The sequence below is a fragment of the Companilactobacillus zhachilii genome (assembly GCF_003606365.2).
Lineage (GTDB): Bacteria > Bacillota > Bacilli > Lactobacillales > Lactobacillaceae > Companilactobacillus > Companilactobacillus zhachilii.
This window is the reverse complement of the sequence record NZ_CP031933.2, coordinates 298,899-320,799: the sequence shown is the minus strand read 5'-3', so window position 1 is coordinate 320,799 and position 21,901 is coordinate 298,899. Positions and strand designations below refer to the sequence as shown.

17 protein-coding genes are annotated in these 21,901 nt (G+C 35.8%); 6 read left to right on the top strand and 11 right to left on the bottom strand.

Annotated features, from left to right (window positions below; translation table 11 throughout):
* Positions 1-58: 58 nt before the first annotated feature.
* From D1B17_RS01400 to D1B17_RS01385, 4 genes are all read right to left on the bottom strand, one after another.
* A complete protein-coding gene (locus D1B17_RS01400) occupies positions 59-2,365 on the bottom strand; it encodes a glycosyl hydrolase family 65 domain-containing protein (protein ID WP_166806591.1) in 2,307 nt (768 codons plus the stop codon).
* A gap of 452 nt (positions 2,366-2,817) precedes the next feature.
* Entirely contained in the window at positions 2,818-3,627 is an 810-nt protein-coding gene (locus D1B17_RS01395) for an SDR family NAD(P)-dependent oxidoreductase (RefSeq protein WP_120143535.1), read from the bottom strand.
* 687 nt (positions 3,628-4,314) lie between these two features.
* The gene (locus D1B17_RS01390) at positions 4,315-6,651 is read right to left on the bottom strand and encodes a glycoside hydrolase family 65 protein (protein WP_137432081.1); all 2,337 of its coding nucleotides are present in this window, start codon (positions 6,649-6,651) and stop codon (positions 4,315-4,317) included.
* A gap of 831 nt (positions 6,652-7,482) precedes the next feature.
* The gene (locus D1B17_RS01385; protein ID WP_120143544.1) at positions 7,483-7,707 is read right to left on the bottom strand and encodes a helix-turn-helix domain-containing protein; all 225 of its coding nucleotides are present in this window, start codon (positions 7,705-7,707) and stop codon (positions 7,483-7,485) included.
* 154 nt (positions 7,708-7,861) lie between these two features.
* Here D1B17_RS01385 and D1B17_RS01380 point away from each other — a divergent pair, with 154 nt between their 5' ends.
* Positions 7,862-8,116 (top strand): hypothetical protein, encoded by a 255-nt coding sequence (locus D1B17_RS01380; protein WP_120143546.1) that lies wholly within the window; start codon positions 7,862-7,864, stop codon positions 8,114-8,116.
* A gap of 168 nt (positions 8,117-8,284) precedes the next feature.
* Here D1B17_RS01380 and D1B17_RS01375 read toward each other — a convergent pair whose 3' ends face one another.
* Positions 8,285-8,773 (bottom strand): hypothetical protein, encoded by a 489-nt coding sequence (locus D1B17_RS01375; RefSeq protein WP_120143548.1) that lies wholly within the window; start codon positions 8,771-8,773, stop codon positions 8,285-8,287.
* Between the two features lie 643 nt (positions 8,774-9,416).
* On the opposite strand from D1B17_RS01375, the gene D1B17_RS01370 reads away from it, so the two are divergent.
* From D1B17_RS01370 to D1B17_RS01350, 5 genes are all read left to right on the top strand, one after another.
* Entirely contained in the window at positions 9,417-10,430 is a 1,014-nt protein-coding gene (locus D1B17_RS01370; RefSeq protein WP_120143550.1) for an ABC transporter ATP-binding protein, read from the top strand.
* Positions 10,427-11,398: an ATP-binding cassette domain-containing protein gene (locus tag D1B17_RS01365; protein WP_120143552.1), complete on the top strand. Its 972-nt coding sequence runs from the start codon at positions 10,427-10,429 to the stop codon at positions 11,396-11,398. The genes D1B17_RS01370 and D1B17_RS01365 overlap by 4 nt, the downstream gene beginning before the upstream one ends.
* A complete protein-coding gene (locus tag D1B17_RS01360) occupies positions 11,398-12,357 on the top strand; it encodes an ABC transporter permease (RefSeq protein ID WP_120143554.1) in 960 nt (319 codons plus the stop codon). The genes D1B17_RS01365 and D1B17_RS01360 overlap by 1 nt, the downstream gene beginning before the upstream one ends.
* Before the next feature lie 14 nt (positions 12,358-12,371).
* A complete protein-coding gene (locus D1B17_RS01355; protein ID WP_120143556.1) occupies positions 12,372-13,322 on the top strand; it encodes an ABC transporter permease in 951 nt (316 codons plus the stop codon).
* Between the two features lie 160 nt (positions 13,323-13,482).
* Complete coding sequence (locus D1B17_RS01350; protein WP_120143558.1) at positions 13,483-15,294, top strand: oligopeptide ABC transporter substrate-binding protein; 1,812 nt, start codon at positions 13,483-13,485, stop codon at positions 15,292-15,294.
* A gap of 179 nt (positions 15,295-15,473) precedes the next feature.
* On the opposite strand, the gene D1B17_RS01345 is transcribed toward D1B17_RS01350, so the two are convergent.
* From D1B17_RS01345 to D1B17_RS01320, 6 genes are read right to left on the bottom strand one after another with little or no spacing between them, the layout of a single operon-like run.
* Positions 15,474-18,068: a glycoside hydrolase family 38 N-terminal domain-containing protein gene (locus tag D1B17_RS01345; protein WP_120143560.1), complete on the bottom strand. Its 2,595-nt coding sequence runs from the start codon at positions 18,066-18,068 to the stop codon at positions 15,474-15,476.
* Positions 18,065-19,153 (bottom strand): PTS fructose transporter subunit IIC, encoded by a 1,089-nt coding sequence (locus D1B17_RS01340; RefSeq protein ID WP_120143562.1) that lies wholly within the window; start codon positions 19,151-19,153, stop codon positions 18,065-18,067. The genes D1B17_RS01345 and D1B17_RS01340 overlap by 4 nt, the downstream gene beginning before the upstream one ends.
* 33 nt (positions 19,154-19,186) lie before the next feature.
* A complete protein-coding gene (locus tag D1B17_RS01335; RefSeq protein ID WP_120143564.1) occupies positions 19,187-19,504 on the bottom strand; it encodes a PTS fructose transporter subunit IIB in 318 nt (105 codons plus the stop codon).
* 15 nt (positions 19,505-19,519) lie between these two features.
* Positions 19,520-19,984: a PTS sugar transporter subunit IIA gene (locus D1B17_RS01330; RefSeq protein WP_120143566.1), complete on the bottom strand. Its 465-nt coding sequence runs from the start codon at positions 19,982-19,984 to the stop codon at positions 19,520-19,522.
* A complete protein-coding gene (locus D1B17_RS12980) occupies positions 19,971-20,129 on the bottom strand; it encodes a hypothetical protein (protein ID WP_420868406.1) in 159 nt (52 codons plus the stop codon). Before D1B17_RS12980 ends, D1B17_RS01330 begins: the two co-directional genes overlap by 14 nt.
* 8 nt (positions 20,130-20,137) lie before the next feature.
* Positions 20,138-21,892 (bottom strand): BglG family transcription antiterminator, encoded by a 1,755-nt coding sequence (locus tag D1B17_RS01320; protein WP_120143571.1) that lies wholly within the window; start codon positions 21,890-21,892, stop codon positions 20,138-20,140.
* Between the last annotated feature and the right edge of the window lie 9 nt (positions 21,893-21,901).

Below are 21,901 nucleotides of genomic sequence, written 5' to 3'. Positions count from 1 at the left end.
TTACAAAAGACAGCAAAAAAAGATGTGGATAATAAAAATTTATCCACATCTTTTTATTTTAAATAGCTATCAAAACTTTTTCTTTCGGTTCAACATGATAATTATGGTCGTGATAACTGAACTCGAATTTTTCATCAGAAGTAACTGAAAAGCTGGTGTGCGTAACTAGTACTTTAATTCTCTTCCCTTGCCAGACAATCGAATACTTCAACGAGTTCCACGTGCTAGGAATATGTGGTTGAATTTGCAAGCCTTCTTTTCCAGTTCTGATACCTCCGAAACCTTCAATAACAATTTTCCAAGTTCCTGCCAAGCCAGCCATGTGAATCCCTTTGACTGAAGAATTCATATTTGTGCCTAAATCAATCTGACAATTTTTTTCAAAGTATTCAAATGCTTTATTGTACAATCCAATATCATTCGCCAATATTGCGTGGGTTGAAAATGACAATGACGAGTCATGGATTGTTTTGGGCTCATAATAATCCCAGTTTTTCTTAATAATATCTTTGGAAAAATCATCTTCAAATAATAACAGTAATAGCAACACATCTGCTTGCTTAGTTACTTGCAACTTATCCAATTGTTTCAAGTCAAAATCACGAAAAATTTCCGAAACATTATCTGAGGCTCGATATTTATCGACGTTAATTCTAGGATAGGACAAATAGTTGTCATCTTGGGCGATAATTTCTTTATTGTTGGGTTCTGGTAAATATAACTTGGACGTCTTCAAAATCAATTCCTTGAATAATTTGCTCAAATCCATTTTCTTATCCAATTTGTCGTAAGTAATCAAATCATCACGTCTCAACTGAGTGATAATTTCAGCTCCTTTACGCATACACCAATGCACCATGTAATTAGTAAAAGCATTGTTTGAAGCATGCTCTTTATATTCATCAGGACCAATGACATCAATAATTTCAAACTGATCAATCGAAACATTCCAAGATACACGACTAGCCCAGAATTTGGCACATTGTAAAATTATTTCATAACCCATCCGCCTAGCAAATTCTTGATCACCAGTATTTTTGATGTATTGATAAACGCCAAAAGCGACATCACCAGTTACGTGAATTTCCGTTTCACCAGACAAAATTTTCATCGGTTCTCCAGTAATAATATCGGCACTGCCCCACAAAGGAGCCGACTCCGCATCTTCTGGCATCGCAGCTTCCCAAGGAAATTGGGCTCCATGATAACCACCTTGACGAGCTTTCTTTTGAGCACCAATTAAATTCAAATAACGATAAATCAATAAATTGTGCGCATATGATGGAATATTCATCATGAAAAAAGGCATCATAAATATTTCTGTATCCCAAAAAGCATGACCTTTATAACCTTCACCAGTCATCCCTTTGGCACCAATATTTTTACTGTAATCACGTGGAACATTCGCAAACAATTGATAACGAGCATAGTTCACAGCAATTTGAGGTTTATTATTGTGTGAAGAAATCTCAACAGAGCTATTTTGCCAAATTTTATCTTCCCAAACTCGAGTGGAATCAGCCAACAATTTCTGATAATCTTCCCGTCCCACATGCTCCAGTTGTTTTAAGCAATCCTTTGAAACATTTACTTGTAAATCTTTATCATTACTAGCAAAAACATCAGCGTATTTAACAAAAGTCAGACATTTGTTTTTCTCGACATCGATTGAATAATTGGCAAAAATTTGACGTCTTTCCAACTGTAAGCGTGGATTCAAAATCAATTCAGAAGTATTTAAAAAGAGACGATGGTATTCAGTTAAAGCAAACTTTACCAACGAATTTTGGGTCTGTGTCTGCATTTGCACGAACCGCGCATTAAAAAGTCGTTTGTTGGCTTCAACAAAATGCTGTGTACCGCTATTAGTCTGTTGACCATCAATTCCAGATTTAATTTGAAGACGAACATTTTCTGACAGTGGCGTAATTTTTACTTGTGACACAAATAAATGACAATTGGACATCGAGACAAAACGCCGAAACTCAAAATGAAGCTTGTCTTTACCATTCTGCCAATTAAATGATCGAATAATTTCACCATTGCGCAAATTCAAACCACGTTGATAGTCGGTCGTTTCGCCGTGATTCAGACTCAACAATTTTCCATTAACTTGAATTTCAATATTAACAATATCAGGCAAATTAGGTAATTCAGTAGCTTCATTTTCAAACTTATCAAAAGTTCCCAGAACAAACATATCTCGCTTCTCATTCAAATAATGCTCTTCCAATGAACCACGAATTCCCAAATAACCATTACCTTGAAACATTAATGATTCGTATTTACTCAGATGAGGTGTATCAAGTGCTGTGACGCCAATCCACCAGTCGTCATCTTTTTTAGTTGAGATTCCAAATAGCATGTATACCATCTCTTTTGTTTTTATACATGTTTAAACACATATAAATAATTACCCATAATATAATTACTTAATTGAAAAAAGACAATCAAAACGCAATTTATTCTTTACGTTTTGATTGTCTTTAAAAAAATAAAAGTTGAAATGGGCCGCCTCCAGGAACCAGAAAATTAGGTCGCTATGGGGACCGATTGGAGCCAAAGAGCGGTCTCCAATCTCGATTTTGAACTTCGCACAGTACGCGAATTTCAAAAGTCGTCCTGTGGTGTAAGCGATAAAGCGCTAACACCACCTTCACAGCGACCTAATTTTCTGGCTCCTTCCGACTAGTTTATTCTTTGCTTTAAAACATATTGGAATACTAGAGTATAAATCTGGTTACTTTTTTGTATCAATAATGATTAGGATTCCTAAGGAATAAGATATGTCTAGAATTTTTAAACCTGTAGTAAAAACTATTTCATCAATCTATTTAACACGGCTCGATAAGTATTAGGCATTGAACGTGCAATCACTACCATGCCATGGTCAACTATTGAATGATAATATCTCCGTTTAGGACGAACATCGGTTGCTGCTTGATAAAAAACTTTTGCCAATTCTTCTGAAGTTGCCCCAGTGTTAATTTTTCCAAACATATCTTCCAACTTATCTACCAAATCACTATAAGGAGAATCATCCAATAGATTTTTCCGTGCGTTATTCAAAGCAATCGTACTCCACTCTGACTTGGTCAATCCTGGTTGAACCACAACTGAGCGAATCCCAAAGCGATGAACCTCACTATCTAAAACATCACTCCACATATTCAAGCCAGCTTTGGTAGCATGATACCAACCACCTAATGGACTATAAATATCACCTGCTATCGAGGAAATATTAACAATCCGACCAGAACCTTGATGTCTCATGAATGGCAAAACCAATTGCGTTATTTGATCAACCGCAAATAAATTCACATCAAACTGACGTTTAGCATTTTCAATTGGCACTTCTTCTAAAGGACCATATTCACCATAACCCGCGTTATTAATCAAAACATCAATATGGCCTTCTTCACTGATTACATGGTCCACCAATCCACGGACAGACAACTTATCAGTCACATCCAATTTTTGCGTATGAATCCCCTGCTCCTGCAAATCAACCAAACGTTCAACCCGACGAGCGCCCCCATATACTTCAAAACCTTGTTTCTTGAAATATAAAGCAGCAGCCCGCCCCATTCCTGAAGATATACCAGTAATAATCACTACATTTGCCATAAACATTTCCTCCAAATCGTTGTTCATTTAATTATACGCGTGGTGGCCGCCTCCAAGAGCAAGAGATTTTGGTCGCTATGGGGACCGACTCGAGCCAAAAAGCGGTCTCGAATCTCGATTTTGAACCTCGCAAAAACCGCGAGTTTCAAAAGTCGTCCCGTGGTGTAAGGGATAAATCCCTAACGCCACTTGCACAGCGACCAAAATTCTTGCTCTTTCCGGCTAATTTATTCTTTGTTTTTGAATCGATAGTAATAATGTTAAGTATTACTATGTCGTTGATGACTAGAATTATAGGATACGGAGTATATTTTGATTTTAAATCCGTAATCAAAAAAACAACTAGCACTACGCGTTAATATGTACTACATTTTAGACCATTAATACATATAGCGCTTACATCAATTTCAAAATAGATTACCATTTTATTCCATCCAATCATCCTAAATAAAACCAATAACCTAGCATTCGGGCGCAAAAAATTTAGGCTGCCGTGAAGGTGGCGTTGGCACTTTAGTGCTTATGCCACGGGACGAGTTTTGAAATTCGCGTCCTTTGCGAAGTTCAAAATCGAGGCTGGAGACCTTGCGCTCCAGCCGGTCCCCACAGCAGCCTAAATTTTTTGCGCCCGAATGCGGCATATAAAAAAAAGACCAATAAATTAATATTGATCTTCCGACAAAACAACTAATCAGTAACAGTTTCTTCAACTGGTAATTCAATTTCAAGACTGCCATTAGCTGGAACTTGATACTCCCGGCCATAACTAACGAACTCAATCCCATCACCTATAACCTGGACAAACATTTTTTCACCATCAATACCAACACGGACCGTGCTTCCCTGCCAGTTTATCTGGTATTTCAAACTATTCCAACTAGCTGGTAAATGTGGCTCAATTCTTAACTTGCCATTATCAATCCTGACGCCACCAAAGCCTTCAACAGTCATGTTCCAAAGTCCACCACAAGCTGCCATATGCAATCCACGAATAGCTTTACCAATATGAATTCCTAAATCGGTTTCGCATGACATTTCATAAAATTTGTAAGCTTCATCATTTAGCCCTAAATCACTTGCCAAAATTGAATGAATCGATTGTGACAATGAGGAGTCATGGGTTGTCCTTGGCTCATAGTAATTCCAATTGCTTTGTTTAATATTGTCATCAAACATATTTTCAAACAAATAAATTAATAGTAAAACATCAGCTTGTTTGGTAATTTGCATCTGATTGATTTGCGATAAATTATATGTTTTGAAAATGGTACTAATTTGATCATTAACTTGGAATTTAGAAACATCAACATTTTTCAATGATAAATATTGATCATCTTCTGGAATTACGCCTTCAATATTTGGTTGAGGCACGTAAATCCGATTAACTTGATTGATCCAGGATTCATAAGTTGTTTCTAAATTCAATTTATTACTTAATTTAAGATATAATTCGGGATTTTCTTCTTTGATGAGATTGTAAACTTTGATAGCTTTTTGAATACACCATTGAGCAGTGTAATTTGTGAATGCATTGTTATCAGCATGCTCCTTATACTCATCCGGTCCAATTACATCATTAATTTCATAAACATCCTGTTCTTCATTATATTCGAGACGACTACTCCAAAACTTTGCAGCGTCTAAAATAATTTCATAACCCATATCATCCGCAAAAACTTGGTCACCCGTGGCATGCAAATAATCCATAATAGCAATGACAATATCACTCGTCACATGTTGTTCAATAAATCCCGACCAAATTTTCATCGGCTTGCCGGTCACAATATCAGCCGAACCCCAAAGTGGAGCCGTTTCACCATCAGTTGGATCAGCCGCTTCCCATGGGAACTGGGCTCCTTGATAGTTATTACCTTGTGCTTTTTTATGAGCACCTTGCAAACCCAAATAACGATATGTTAGTAAATTTTTAGCCACATCAGGCATTGTGAAAGTATAATATGGCAACATAAATATTTCTGTATCCCAGAACGTATGCCCTTTATAACCTTCACCCGTGATACCCTTAGCACCAATATTCATTCGTGGATCAAGCGGTGTATTCGCCGCCAACTGATAACGAGCAAAATTAATTGCTACTTGTGGTTTTTCATCCTCAGAATCAATTTGAACATAATTTTTCTGCCAAATATTATGATTCCAAACTCGATCTGACTTTTGAAGTGATTCGTTATAGTTCGACAGACTGGCACGTTTCAAAGCGGCCACCGAATCGTCAGTCAATTTATTTGGATCTGCGTCTTGATCAATGCTCGTATAAACATTGGCATACTTGATAAAAGTTAACGTTTGACCCGCTTGTAAATCAACATTATAATTACCAAAAATTTGACGACGACTCATATTGATATACGGTTTATCACTCAATAAAACCTCATCAACATAAATTTTATGCCGTACATTAAAGACAAAATCAATGTGTGACTGTTGTGTTTCAGCCTGCATCTGAATATATTGCCCATCATAAAGACGCTTATCGCCTTCCATCAAGTGCTGCGATTCATCATTAGACTGACGCCCATCAATCCCCGAACTTAATTGAACATTAAGCTCATCTTGAGCCGAAGAAACTTCCACTTGAGAAACGAAAAGATGTTTATCATACATCGAAATAAATCGACGATAATTAAAATGAACTGCCTTGTTATTGATAATCCAATCAAATGTTCGAGTCAACTCGCCATTTTTCAAATTCAAAGATTTATGATAGTTTTCAACATAACCATCTTTCAAACAAAGTGGCTGACCATCAACTTTAATCTCCAGATTGATTAAGTCCGGCAAATTAGGTAATTCAGTTACTTCATTTGGGAAAGCATCAAACGTTCCCGAAATGAACATGTCACGTTGTTCGTGCAATTGTTTCTCTTCAGCAACAGCCCTCATCCCCATATAGCCATTGCCCTGAAACATTACAGTTTCAAATTTATTGATCATTTTTGAACCATAATCATTAGTCCCGATATACCAACTGTTCTTCTCATTTGTATCTACGCAAAATTTCATCTTCTCATCATCCAATCAAAAAGTATTTTGCCTCAATACTGGTAATGTCACGAACATGTTTAAACTTCCTCACGATTATTATAAACGATTTTATAACAAATATGAAAAATTTTAGTTTTTTTGGGGAGTCCGCCGAAGGTGGAACCATGCTGAGCCGCTGTGAGGACCGGCTCGAGCCAAGGTCTCGACCCTCGATTTTGAGCTTCGCAAAGACCGCGAATCTCAAAATACGTCCTGTGGAGTAAGTACTAAAGCACTAACTCCACCGCCACTGCTGATTTTATCAGGCGCCCCCTTCGGCTGGTGTTTTGATTTATTGATATGGATTAATATTATTTATGTTGTCAAAATTCAAAAGCAAAAACGCTTTAATCGGTAACTTATACTTTTCAAGTATATTATTTTGATAACAATAGTAATTCCTTTAGTGAATCAATCACATTGCAACAAATCATCTAGACTATTACTGCCTAAAACTAATACACTAGCCTTCGGGTGCGAGAAATTTTGGCCGCAGTGCAGGTGATGTTATGGCTTTAGCCATTACACCACGGGACGACTTTTGAAATTCGAGCGTTCTTCTCGAAGTTCAAAATCGAGGTTGGAGACCTTGGCTCCGGCCGGTCCCCACAGCAGCCAAAATTTCTCGCACCCGAAGGCGACACTCTTTAAAAAACAAAAAAATGCCGTTTTCTCGTATAATTTCGAGTCAACGACATTTTTTATTGAATTTATGATGTTAAATTCTGGAGTATATGACACTGATAAGCCTATAATAATAAATGCAATTATTCCAAGAATAATTTGTTTATTTTTATTATTTTAAGGTTTCTATAAGAAATCTTTGTTATCTTTATTTTCAGTATTGTCATAGAAAAACGCTTCTATAGGAATATTATATTTATTATGAATGAGTAAAATCTCCTTCTGAGTGAAACCAAGATCGTCATTCTTTCTTCGAATGGTCGATGTGGATTTACCGAGTAAATCGGCGATATCGCTCTGTTTAATTTTTTTAAGTGTAAAGTAAGCCTTTAAATATTGATTATTGTACATAATAAATTTGATTTCCCCTATTTAAATCGTTTTCCTTAATTTAGGAACAATTTCATGTTAATCTAGAATTACTAATTTTTCAATAAGTTTTTTGGAAAAAGTCATATTTTAGGTTAAAATATCATATATGAAAGGTATAGGTTGTATTTGACATATGATGACTATTGGAAGATATTTACGCACTAAGAGATTCTTTAAAGAATTAACTTTGCAACAAGTGGTTGATAACGTGAAAAGTAACTATAATTTTTCAACATCCACTTCAGTTTTGAGCGCAATTGAAACTGATAAGAATAAGATTGTCGATGGAGAATTGTTATTCGTCTTATCTGATTTGTACGATATTGACTTAAATGAATTGCAAGAATTGATCTTAAAGAACTTGAAAGAAAACAACAGTAGAAGATAGGAAATTTTTGAATATAAAAAGAGCACATCATTTAGTGTGCTCTTTTTTTGTTTCATAAAAACATTTATCAATATTTAATTTATATTTCAAATAATACAGAACCTATTTATCCAATATATTAGTCTCTAGTTAAAACTAACTGAACTTAAGAAAGAAACACTAAATTGCTTATTGATTTATATCTTGTTGCAATTGATTTAACTGCCCGTTCCCAGATAGTTTTTGATATTGCTGGTACGCTTGATACCAGTTGCCAGAACTGATTGCTTGGCGAATGGCCGTATAACTGTCATTTGAGAAAATCTCTTGGGCTGCCTTCTGTGATTGCTCTTTTGATAAAGACGATGAACTTTCAATTAAAGTAGCAGCTTTAGTTTGGTCATCGGCAGCAGACATAATTTGCGACATTTTTTTCTTCCCCAAAACAGAAGCTGCCCGATCGATTTTCTTATCCTTAGCTGGATCACCAGTTTTTCTCGACTTAACTTTTTTTACTAGTTCAGATTTAACGACTTTATCACTTGCTGTATCGTTACCCGTAGCGTTACGAATAAAATTATTCAATGGGAAAAAGAACACAACACATAATACCAAAATAACTAAAATCGCCACAATTGTAATAATTAATGGTTTCTTACTTCTCTTACGATGACGCATATAATCACCCTTTTCTACAAATATCCTACCACGGTTTTAAGCCCACGTTGACCCAAATAACATTATCACCTACCAATAAAGAATAAACTAGCCGGAAGGAGCAAGAAAATTTTGATTGCTGTGAAGGTGGCGTTGGTGCTTTAGCGCCTACACCACGAGACGAGTTTTGAAACTCGCGCTTTTTGCGAGGTTCAAAATCGAGATTCGAGACCGCTCTTTGGCTCGAATCGGTCTCCATAGTAATCAAAATTTTCTTGCTTCTGGAGGCGAAAGTCCAAAATTAAATTCACACTCACAGAATATTAAGAATCTTAGATTCTTGATATTCTTTTTTTATATCTACGATTTTATATATTTACCTTAAACTCATCATATCAGTAAATTGTGTACTCCGCTAAAGCCAGTCATGACAATGCTTACAATACATAAACTCAAAACTCATAAATTTCAATATGCTCTCATAAGACAAATTGTACATTTCTTAATCTTTTTAATAATCTTTTAATAATTAGGGTTGTAAATTAGATTTTAATTAATTATAATCAACATCAATTATTACATCTCCATTCAATCGTATGTGTGTAGACCACTTTTGGTGGTTTAGGGAGAACAGAGATAAATCTGAAAAACAGGAGGAGTTATCTTGGAGCCAAAATCACAATTTTTAAATATTAAGGACGTTAGTACCGCTTTTAAGATCAATGGTAAATATTATGATGCGATTTCTCATATTAACTTGTCAGTCCATCATGATGAGATTTTAGCCATTGTTGGTGAGTCTGGCTGTGGGAAAAGCACTTTAGCCACTACCATTATGGGACTACACGATCCATCAGAAACAAAAATCACTGGGGAAGTTGATTTTGAAGGAACTGACCTTTTAAAGTTAGACGAAAATGGCTACAACCAATTTCGTGGCGCTAAGATCGGCATGATTTTCCAAGACCCACTTTCAGCTCTGAATCCATTAAAAAGAATTGAAGATCAAATCAGTGAAGTAATGGATTATCACACTGACTTCTCAACTGAACAAAAGCACCAACGTGTTTTAGAGCTACTTGATCAAGTCGGCATTATCAATCCTCAACGGACAGCCCGTCAATTTCCGCATGAATTATCTGGTGGTATGAGACAACGTGTTATCATCGCCATCGCCATTGCTTGTAAACCTGATTTAATTATCGCTGACGAGCCAACGACTGCTTTGGATGTAACTATCCAAGCTCAGATTTTGGACGTCCTACGAGCTATTCAAAAAGAAAATCATGCCGGTATTATTCTAATTACCCATGATTTAGGTGTTGTTGCTGAAACAGCTGACCGAGTTGCCGTTATGTATGCTGGCCAAATCGTTGAAGAAGGTAGTGTTGAACAAATCTTCAATCAACCAAAGCATCCCTACACTCGTTCACTATTACGATCAATGCCTCAACTAGACAAAGAAAATGATGACTTATATGTCATCAGGGGAAATGTTCCCTCCTTACAAAAAATGCCTCACACTGGCGACCGTTTTGCACCCAGAATTCCTTGGATGTCAGACGACGAACATGAAACTGAACCAACTATGCATGAAGTCGAAACAGGACACTTAGTTCGTTGTACTTGTTACAAATCATTTAAGTTTCCTGATGAACAAGGGGGTGCATCTGCATGAGCTTAGTTGAAATTAAAGATTTAACCGTGCACTACCCTATCCGTTCTGGATTTTGGAATCGTATCACCGATTCAGTCAAAGCTGTCGACGGTATTAGTTTCAACATCGAAGCCGGCGAAACATACGGCCTTGTCGGCGAATCTGGCTCGGGTAAATCAACCACTGGTAAATCAGTCGTTGGTCTTGAAAAAGTCACTAGCGGTTCAATTATGTACCAAGGAAAAGACATTACGAAAAAAGCTAACCGTAAGAGCCTTGATTATAACCACGACGTTCAAATGATTTTCCAAGATTCACTTTCTAGTTTGAATCCGAGAAAACGAATTGAAGATATTATCGCTGAACCATTACGGAATTTTGAACATCTTGATAAGAATGAAGAAAAACTCCGCGTTTTACAATTGCTAGATATCGTTGGACTCGACGCTGATGCACTTTATAAGTATCCACACCAATTCTCTGGTGGTCAAAGACAACGTATCGGGGTCGCACGAGCAGTTGCTACCAATCCAAAGTTAATCATCGCTGATGAGCCTGTTTCAGCCCTAGACTTATCTGTTCAAGCCCAAGTGCTGAACTTTATGAAAAAAATTCAACGTGAATTCGGTATCTCTTATCTTTTCATTTCTCACGACTTAGGTGTTGTCAGACATATGTGTAACAACATCGCCATCATGAATCGTGGTCGTCTAGTTGAAATCGGAACACGTGATGATATTTATAATCACCCGATCCACATCTATACTAAACGACTACTAGCTGCCATCCCTGAAACAAACGTCAACAATCGTGCTGAACATCGCGCTAAACGTTTGCAAGTCGAAAAAGTTTATCAGGAACAACAAGATAAATACTACGACAAAAATGGCGAGGCTTATCCATTAGTCCAAATCACCCCCACTCATTCAGTGGCTTTACCAAAAGATTTGGCTGATAAATTTAAACATGAAGGCGAGGTGCAAGCATAATGTGGAAAACAATTCTCCGTCGTATCTTAATTATGATTCCTGAAGTTATTATTCTTAGTATTTTAGTTTTCCTATTAGCTAAGGCGATGCCTGGTGATCCTTTCACTGGTTCCATCAACCCCAAAGCTGATCCCGCTCAACTGCACCACTTGATGGAAATCAACGGTTTGTACGATCCTTGGTATCAACAATATTGGAATTGGGTCGTGCACTTGTTCCACGGTAATCTAGGAAATAGTTACCAATATCAAGAACCAGTTACCCGTCTAATTGGTAGCCGTGCCGTCAACACTCTCTGGTTAGCATTATTTACAACTATTTTGACATATTGTCTAGCTTTACCAATGGGAATGTACGCCGCTAAGCATGAAGGAAAATTACCCGATTCAATCATCAGAGTTTACACTTACGTAACCTTCTGTATTCCTTTCTTCGTTATTTTAGTTATCGGCGTTTGGATTTTCGGTTACGTCTTAGGTTGGTTCCCAACGACTGGGTCCATTTCCTCAACTGCCAATCCAGGGTTGCCATCAATTGGCTCTCGTTTCTACCATATTTTGTTGCCTGGTATTTTGGGAGCATTGTTTGGAACTGTCAATGTCGTTCAATATCTTCGTTCAGAAGTTATCGATGCTAAACGTTCCGATTATGTTAGAACAGCTCGTTCAAAAGGTGTCCCTGAAAAAGATATTTATAGACACCATATCTTCAGAAACTCCTTGTTACCAATTGCAGCTTTTGCAGGTTACTCCATCACCGGTTTGTTGAATGGTTCTCTATTTACTGAAACTGTCTTCTCTTACCCTGGTATGGGATTACTCTTCATTAACTCAATTAGTTATCGTGACTACACTGTTATCACCGCATTAGTTTTAATCTACGGAATTTTGAACCTTCTAGGTACCCTACTTTCAGATATCATCCTAAGTATCGTTGATCCTAGAATCAGAATCCAATAAGGGGGCCGTCAATTATGGAAGAAAATTTAAATAGACATTCAAAGATTTCAGCGGCCGACCTGGAAAAACTTTCCAAAGAAGCCCAAGACGAAGCTACACCGTCTTCAGCCAAGATCATCTGGAGTGAGTTCAAGGCCGATAAACCAGCAATGGTCGCTTTGGTCATCGTTGTCGGATTTATTCTGTTCGTCATGATAGCTTCACTTTTCATCAACACACCAAAGATGATGGAAACAAATATCATGAATTACAACGCCTCGCCCGGAACCAATGGTTTCATTCTTGGAGCAGATACTGGTGGACGTTCAGTTGGTCAACAACTAATCGTCGGGGCTAGAAATTCAATCGGAATCGCGATTGGTTTAACGATTATTTCTTCAACCTTTGGTATTTGCTGGGGACTTATTTCAGGTTACTTCAACGGTTATATCGACTGGGGTATGCAACGTGTGTACGACTTCATGATGATGTTGCCAATGACTATGATGATCATTGTTTTAGTTACTATCATTAAAAATTACAACGCCGTCACTTTGACATTGATTTTCTCAATCTTTTATTGGGAAGGAACTTCTCGTCTGATTCGTTCTAGAACTTTGTCAGAATCGGAAAAAGATTATGTTGCAGCTGCCAAAACTTCCGGTACCAGCAATTTTAAGATTATTTTCAAAGAAATCATGCCTAACATTTCATCCCTGATTATCGTTGATACAACTTTATCTTTCGCCGAAAACATCGGGGTTGAAACAGGACTTTCCTACTTGGGATTTGGTCTTCCCATTCAAACACCATCACTTGGTACTTTGATTGCCAATGCCAATGATCCTAACAATATCACCCAATACTGGTGGACTTGGTTACCAGCCGCCCTCTTAATTATTGTCCTCTGTCTCTCAATTAGTTATATCGGACAAGTCGTTCGTCGGTCAGCCGATGCCTCACAACGCCACGGAATTGATGCTTAATTATTTTTGAAATTATACTTAGCCACTTGAAAGAAGTGATGCCTCCATCATTACAAACACATCTCTCTGCTCTCTTTTTGCATGACAACCAATTCATCTTTCAACAAGGGGATTTGGCAAAATTTATAGTTTTTAAAATTTTTTCAAAGGGGAAATATATATGGTTAAAACAAAAACTAAGCTAGCCACAATTGCCGTAACTTTTCTTGCTGCAATCACACTAGCTGGATGTTCAAATAACAGCAGTAGTGAATCCTCAAGCGCTGCCGTTAAAATGCAAACAGCGTATAAAAATCCGGATAAAACTGATAAATCAGCAACTAAGAATGGTACTTTGAAGTTGGCCTTGGTCAACAATGCTCCATTCCAAGGTATCACTGATCCAGCCTTAGCTCCAAACGAATCAGATAATCAAGCCTTCGCACCTGGTGGTCAAGGAAACTTGTTCAATGTCGACAAGAACTACAAGATTGTTGATGGTGGTATGGCTAATCAAAAACTTGATCGTAAAGCTAAGACAGCCACAATCACACTTCGTAGCAATGCCAAGTGGTCAAACGGCTCACCTGTTACTGCTAAGGATATTGAATATGCTTATGAAGTCCTAGGTAATAAGGACTCAACTTCACAACAGTACTCATCTGACTATGAGAATATTGAAGGTATGGCTGAATACCACGCTGGTAAAGCTGATACTATCTCAGGTATTACTTATCCCGATGGTGAAAATGGTAAAGTTGCCGTACTTCACTTCAAGAAGATGGCTCCAAGTATGAAATTTGCCGGAAACTCATACATCTGGGATTACGTTGAACCTTATGAATACATCAAAGATGTTCCAATCGCTAAACTTGCCTCTTCAGAACAAATCCGTAAGAATCCTATCTTTACTGGTCCTTACAAGCTAGATAAAGTTGTCGAAGGTGAATCAACAAGTTGGTCACCAAACAAGTACTACTACGGAAAGAAAGCTCAAATTGGACACATCACAATCAACGTTGTTTCAATGAACAATATTGATAAAGCTCTACAATCAAAGAAATATGACTCCGTTGTTCCTTCAGGTGCTGGTTCACTTGGTGGTACTGACTACAAGAACTTGAAGAATATTAAAGATTATACAATGGTTGGTCAACCTGCTTTCACATACAGTTATTTTGCCTTTAACTTAGGTCACTTTGATACTAAGACTGGCAAGAACGTCATGGATCCTAACAAGAAGATGGCTAACAAGAACCTACGTCAAGCTATGATGTATGCTCTAAACGTTGACCAAGTTACAAAGAAATTTGGTAATGGTATCAAGCAACGTGCTAATACTTTGCTTCCTCCTATCTTCTCTAAGTACTATGACAAGAGTGCTAAAGGTTACACCCTAAACATCAAGAAAGCTAATAAGTTACTTGATGAAGCTGGCTACAAGAAACGTAACGGTAGCAAGTGGCGTTCAGATCCTAAGGGCAAACCACTTACAATCTACTTCGGTGCTATGACAAGTAGTGCTACTACTGAAGCAACATATCAAGATTACCTACAACAATGGCACAAGATTGGTTTGAATGTTAAATACACTAACGGTAAACCAATGGAAATGAATAGTTTCTACGATACCCTTCAAAAGCCAAGTCAAAGCAAGATGGATATCTGGTTAGGTGCATGGTCAACATCATCTGAACCTACAGAAACACAATTGTACGGTGATACGGCTCCATTTAACTATGGTCATTTCGTAACCAAGAAGAATAGTGAATTGATTTCTGCAATGAACAATTCAGCTTCATGGAACGATAAGACACGTACTAAGGTCTTCAAAGAATGGCAAAACTACATGAATTCTCAAGCCGGTGTTGTTGGTGAACAGTTCTCATACAACTGGCAACCAGTTAACAACCGTGTGAAAGGATTCGACTTCGGTCCTGCTAATAATGAATTCTACAGCGACCTTACATTGACTTCTTCGAAACTGAAGTAGTCAATGGGCTCCATTATTCAGACTAGTTAGCTGTTCTCCCATATTACACACACATAAAAAAATAGCTAATTGGTTAGTTTAAAACCTCAGAAAAAGCTGAAGCACTTGGATAATTCCCAATCCAAGCTGCTTCAGCTTTTTTGTTGTATAATTTTTTATCTAAATTTTAAATACTACTTTTACAAATCTAGCAGAAATGTGGCCAGATGTTCTGGCTCTAATTCATCTCTACTTTTAATCGTATTTTCAAGGGCATTTACTTGTTTAGCTGACTTAAGGATATCAGGTATTGAAACCACAGATTCACCTAAGTTAACTAATCTAACAACAAATTTATTATCATCGGTAAATGAAGGATAGATTGCACTAACGCTTATATCATCCGGCAATTCAAAATCACTTTGTTCTTTAGATATAATTTCATCTGGTTTTTGTGGCCAAATTTTATTATCTAATCTATTAATAAATCTATTGAGTTGTTGTGTTTGATAAAAAATATTCTGTGTCAAATATACATTTTCATTTTTAACTAAATCTTTTTTTGAGAATTTTTCCAAAAATAATAAGCCAATATTAAATTTCAACAAACCTTTTGTCTGTGCCAAAGGTGTCTTCATCATAATATGTCCCTGATTAGTTGTATCGCCTGACGCTCTACCAGGTCTCCAAGCTAAATTTGGTTTTCCTAATTCTCCAGTAGATGCAAACAATGTTAAATAAATTGCTTCATTAGTTGATTCATATTCTCTAGCATCATTTGTAATTACACTCATAGCAGATAATCCGTTATTTACAGTCACACTCTTATTAAAACTAAAAATATTAACAGGTTTCTCAACATAATTATCTTTCCAATCTGATGGAATAGGATGATTTTTATTGTTCCAAAATGCTCCCTGAATTTGAGCTAATGTGTCAGAAGTATTAAGGTTATGTTTAATTTTTAATCTCATTCGATGCGAATTAATGTTATTATCAATTTCAATATCAACATTCACCAAGGGACTGCTCTGATTCAGTTCAACTATTAATTTATAATTAACAGCTTTTAAAGTTGTACTTCTCTTCTTTCTGTCCATCAAATCTACCGGCAAATCGTTTTTTCCTTCAAAAATTGCTCTAGAAAGGATTGAACTGGATTGAAATTCACATTTATCAAATTTTAATTCTACTTCTTTATCGTCAGGTAATGGTGAATAATCATATGTATCACCATCATTGCCCTCATCAACTAAACAGACTCGATAGTTTTGATTAGATTTTGTCTTTATAACAACATCACCATCATCCAAACAAACGACTACATCATTATTAGAGATATTATTAATATTTGATTTCACGAGTTCATCACTTTCATTTGATTCTTTAAAGTGAAAGACTTTATAGCCAAGCGCAGGCAACTCAACCAGTGCATCATAATTTAGTTTGTAATACGCTGGTTCAGTAATGAACTTAGCCCCCTCATCTGTTTGAACCAAAATATGATTTCTAGCTTTAAATTTCTTTTTATTAACTAAAATTGCCTTCTCAATGCCCTCAAAATTCACTGCTGGAGTTGAACTAACAATTTGAAATTTTTTTAATCCATTAAATTTTGAAGTACTGGTATTTATTAATAGTAAATCATGATCATTCAAAGACATTGATTCGGATAATTTGTTTTTTATAAGATTTTCAATGCTATCACAAAGTTCAAATGCTTGCTTATATCGATGATCAATATCTATCGCAACATTATCAGTTACACTACCTCCCATACTATCATGCGCTTGATTTTCAAATAGCAATTTCCAAGCCTGAATCAATAAAGAGGTACTAATTGATATATTATTTTTCTTTGCAATAACCATCAGTGGTTCAATTCTTTTTAATAGCACTTGTTCTAAATGTGCGCTCTTTAATTTTTGATCAGACCGTACGGAACCTATGGTCTTATGAACCCTTGCATATACGGGATCACGTAATTCGCCTGAATATACTGGTAATTTAACACTTTTTAAAGATTCACAAAATGATGGATAATCTGAAATTATATTTTCATTCTCACTTAAATCATTTATTTCTTTAAGTGTTTTTGATGAATCTTTTACAATATTAACTTGATCCATACCTACAGGCATTAGAGCAATATCATCTCCTCGAATATTGTGAACAAATTCTATTGTTTTATCCAATCGTTCATTAACATATTTCTTTAGATTCTCCTTTGTTTGATCTGTAATTACAGCAGCTGAATACCCTGTTGGTGGCAAGTTTATTGCAGTAATACTTTGTCCACCTGGGGCCACCCATTTAAAGTATGGAGATTTAACCTTGGCATCATAATTCATACCTCGCCAAAAAATAAAGTTCTTAAGCCCAATGTGCTCCATCAATGCTGGAAGATTGGCATTGAACCCAAATGTATCTGGTAAATATCCTATCATCATCGGGTTGCCGTACTTCTTTTTTGTATCTGTAATACCTACAATAGCATTGTGTAAAAATGATTCAGCATCTATATTAACTGCATCTGTCTGTGTATACCAAGGCCCTACAAACAATCTATTTTCTTTAACTAACTGTTTTATTTCTATTAATTTTTCAGGATGAGTTATTAAATATTCATCAACAATTGAAGACTGACCATCTAACGTAAAATTCAAATCCGGTTGCTTTTGCAACTCATTCAAAGCCTCTGTAAATAAATAATCAGCTAAAACTTGTGCATCAATATCAGTAAAATACCATTCACGATCCCAGTGTGTGTGATTCACTAAATAAGCTTTTGTCATTCTGTAACTCCTTCTCCTACCATTTCTTGATCCACTGCAGCGGCTACATCTTTTGTAGCTTTCTTTTTAGCCTTTAGTGATTTCAAGAAATTAACCATAAAGGCTGTTATTACGACACCTACAAGAATACATGCAATATAAATTAATGGATTAGATGTAAATGGAATAGCCATTACCGTTGATAATGCCGTCTTTTGAGTTACACCAAAGAATGCATTTAAACCGCATGTCACTGATGAACCAACGACAATCGATGGAATAACAGTTAATGGATCAGCAACCGCAAATGGGATTGTACCTTCGGTAATACCAATAATACCCATAATCAGAGCTGAACGACCGTTTTCAATTTCCTCTTTTGTATAGTATTTTTTCCCAATAATTGTTGCTAAAAACATTCCCAATGGCGGAATAGAAATAGCCATTAACATAGCTGTACTTGGACCATAAACTCCAGAGGCAAAACACGCTAATCCGAATGTATTAGCAATCTTATTAATAGGGCCTCCCATATCTACTGCCATCATGGCTCCAATAATGACTCCCAAAATAGCAGCATTGCTTCCCTTCATACCAGTCAACCAGTCTGTCAAGCCCTGTGTCATGACAGCAATAGGAGTACCAACAACATAAATCATTAAAAAGCCAATAATCAAACTAGAAAATACAGGAATAATAATAATAGTTTTTAATGCCATGATTCTTGGTGATATGGGAATTTTTTTCATCCACTGTACTAAGTACCCTGTTAAAACTCCGACTAACATGCCACCTAAAAATCCAGTATGTAAGGTATTTGCAACCATACCACAAATAAAGGCTGGTGCTAATCCCGGTTTATCCGCAATTGAATAACTAATATAGGCGGCGATGATTGGAACAATCAAACCTAATGCCGTTGTACCAATCATTCTCATATTTCCCCAAATATTTGAAGTTTGATTCCATACTCCAGTACCACCAAAAATAACAGCAAAAGATGTTAAAAGACCACCGGCTGTAACAATAGGAATCATATATGAAACACCCGTCATAAAGTGCTGACTCAACTCTTTACCAAACTTCTTTACGGAACCTTGTGCCATCTCTGTCACTCCCTTAATATATATATTTGAAAATTAAACAACCGCTTCTGCAATAGCCTCATTAACAACTTTTTCACCGTCCTTAACAACCTCGGACGTTCCTACCTCATAAATCTTCTTACCTTCAAAACGTTCTCTTTCTACAACAGTAGTATCTACTGCAAAAACAACAACATCAGCATTCTTAATTTCATCTGTATTTAAACGATTTTCCACGCCCATAGCACCTTGAGTTTCAACTTTGATTTCATACCCTGCTTTTTTAGCAAATTTCTCTAGATTTGCCTTTGCCATATACGTGTGTGCAATACCTGTAATACATGCCGTAACCGCAATCATTTGTTTAGTCATAATACTTTCCTCCAATTACGCTTTATCTTTTTCTCCATTTAAAATCTTCACTAAATCTGGAACATTATTTCCTGCCTCAAAGGCCTTTACAAAATTATCATCCATCATTTTCTCAGATAATCTTGCTAATTGATGTAAATGAACATCTGCTTCATCGTTCGAATTAATTGCCATAAGAAAAATATTGTAAACTGGCTTATCATCTAAAGAATTCCAATCTATGCCATAATCACTACGAGCAAAAATAACTGTAGATTGAATTACACCTTTGCTTTTACCATGCGGAATAGCGATTCCATTTCCAATACCGGTTGTCGTAAATTTTTCTCTGTCCAGAACATCTCTAACAAATTCAGATTCATCTTTAACATATCCATTTCTTACTAGGATTTTTACAATTTCGACAACCGCATCACGTTGATTTTTAGCTTTTAAATGTAATATCACATTTTTTTCATTAACTAAATTAGTCGTTTGCAACCCTCTCACCACCTAATACTTGTTTAACTTCAACTTCTGATTTTGCCCTTACTAGTTGCTTAACTATCTTTTCATCATGAACCACCTCGTTAAAATAACCGTAAATGGCAGACAACTTATTTTTTACTGATTCATTTAATGCTATAAAATAAACTACTTTAACTTTTTCCTTTCCCCATTCAACTCCATTAGGGCTATTAATATCGATATATTGGGAGTTAAAACATACCTCGGATCACAATGAGGTGTTGCAATACTTCCAAATGATGTTGTAGAAATACTTTCTCTTTTTTCCGCCGATTTCAAAACTCCTGCTGATGCATATTTTTCATCTTTCAACCTATCTGTGATTATTTTTAAGGCTCCTTTACGTGTACATTTAGTTTCTACAAAACTTATTAAATTCGTATCTATCAAATCTAAAAAATCGCGACTTTGTATTTTCTTTTTTTCAATCACAGAAATATTCAAATCTAATGTTTCAATATCTTGATTAGTTAAAAAAGGACTTACCAAAATCACAGGAATACTAGTATTTTTGATTGGAATCGTACTAATAATAATATCAACGTTAATATTTGATTTTAAAAATTCTGAAACAGACATAACTGAAATTACTTCGATATGATGAGTAACTTTTGTTTTTAATTGCTGCTCCAAAAATCGGGAGGTTCCAAGGCCTGTGCTACAAACAATTACCGCTTGTATTTGTCCCTTAGCACTTCTTCTTTCGATAAATGATTGAATATGAAGTGCTACATATGCTGTTTCATCTTCATTCAACTCAATACTATATTTGTCCCTTATTGCTAAACACAATTGCATTGCCTGTTCGAAAGCTTCTGGATAAACTTTCTTAATTTGTTTAGTATATGGATTACGGATACCCAGTCCATAATTGGATCTGCTTAATGCTGGTCGTAGATGCAAGATTAATCCAGAAATTAATTCTTTATCGTAAGAAAGGCTTTTAGTTAGATGCTCCTTTAAAAAGTTTTCAAAATCATCATTAAACCCTTGCTCCCCAATTTCTTTACCTTCGATTGCTAAAACATGAATATTTAAATACTGTTTTTCTAATACAGGTATATTTATTTGGAAGGTCTTTTCAATTTTATTAATTAATAAAATTGTGTTTTTTTCTAATGCGGCATTTGATTCTTGATTATTATTTAAAAACTTATTATTTCTTATTCTTTGTAATGCAATCGTTAAATGTATGATCAATGATTCATACTCATAGTCTGTTAATATTAACTTGCTAGCATCTTCGAATTCATTAACACACTTAATAACTTGAGTAATATCTTGATAATTAAATAATTGATAAAAATCTCCATTTAGTTGAATATGCCTTGATAATTTTTCTCCACGTTTTTCAACATATGTCGTTTGATTCCAAAAATCTTGAAGCAATTTAGAAATATTTTTCCGTCTAGAACTTTCATCTACTTTAAGATAAATTCCTTGCTGATTGCTATAAATTTTGATATTTTGTTCTTCAAGATATTTGCGAACATTTTTAATATCAGATTCCAGCGTTGTTCGACTAACAAACAATTCTTCAGCCATTGATTGAATGGTAAAAGGATTATTCGACATCAATAACCTAGTTGTAATATACCGAACTCTTTCCTGCTTATTTTCAGGTATCAATCCTTTCCTTTGTTGTTGGTTTAACTGAGTCAATAAATCATCAACATTACCTTGAAAATAAATTCCAACATTGGGTTTCCGAACAAGGTCCACATCACACTCCTTTGCTAAAATTTCAATTTCATCTAGATGTTTTAAAATTGTTTTCCTTGAAATATCGAAGTGATTTTCAATATCACCGTAATGTACTGATTTACGATTCTTGATAAACTGAACCAGATGGTAGTTCAACAAGTTATTATCCACTAACATTCGACTCAC

Coding starts and splice junctions, on each gene's coding strand:
- D1B17_RS01400 (WP_166806591.1), bottom strand. CDS start 2,365: ATGCTATTTGGAATCTCAACTAAAAAAGATGACGACTGGTGGATTGGC.
- D1B17_RS01395 (WP_120143535.1), bottom strand. CDS start 3,627: ATGGCAAATGTAGTGATTATTACTGGTATATCTTCAGGAATGGGGCGG.
- D1B17_RS01390 (WP_137432081.1), bottom strand. CDS start 6,651: ATGAAATTTTGCGTAGATACAAATGAGAAGAACAGTTGGTATATCGGG.
- D1B17_RS01385 (WP_120143544.1), bottom strand. CDS start 7,707: ATGTACAATAATCAATATTTAAAGGCTTACTTTACACTTAAAAAAATT.
- D1B17_RS01380 (WP_120143546.1), top strand. CDS start 7,862: ATGATGACTATTGGAAGATATTTACGCACTAAGAGATTCTTTAAAGAA.
- D1B17_RS01375 (WP_120143548.1), bottom strand. CDS start 8,773: ATGCGTCATCGTAAGAGAAGTAAGAAACCATTAATTATTACAATTGTG.
- D1B17_RS01365 (WP_120143552.1), top strand. CDS start 10,427: ATGAGCTTAGTTGAAATTAAAGATTTAACCGTGCACTACCCTATCCGT.
- D1B17_RS01360 (WP_120143554.1), top strand. CDS start 11,398: ATGTGGAAAACAATTCTCCGTCGTATCTTAATTATGATTCCTGAAGTT.
- D1B17_RS01355 (WP_120143556.1), top strand. CDS start 12,372: ATGGAAGAAAATTTAAATAGACATTCAAAGATTTCAGCGGCCGACCTG.
- D1B17_RS01350 (WP_120143558.1), top strand. CDS start 13,483: ATGGTTAAAACAAAAACTAAGCTAGCCACAATTGCCGTAACTTTTCTT.
- D1B17_RS01345 (WP_120143560.1), bottom strand. CDS start 18,068: ATGACAAAAGCTTATTTAGTGAATCACACACACTGGGATCGTGAATGG.
- D1B17_RS01340 (WP_120143562.1), bottom strand. CDS start 19,153: ATGGCACAAGGTTCCGTAAAGAAGTTTGGTAAAGAGTTGAGTCAGCAC.
- D1B17_RS01335 (WP_120143564.1), bottom strand. CDS start 19,504: ATGACTAAACAAATGATTGCGGTTACGGCATGTATTACAGGTATTGCA.
- D1B17_RS01320 (WP_120143571.1), bottom strand. CDS start 21,892: ATGTTAGTGGATAATAACTTGTTGAACTACCATCTGGTTCAGTTTATC.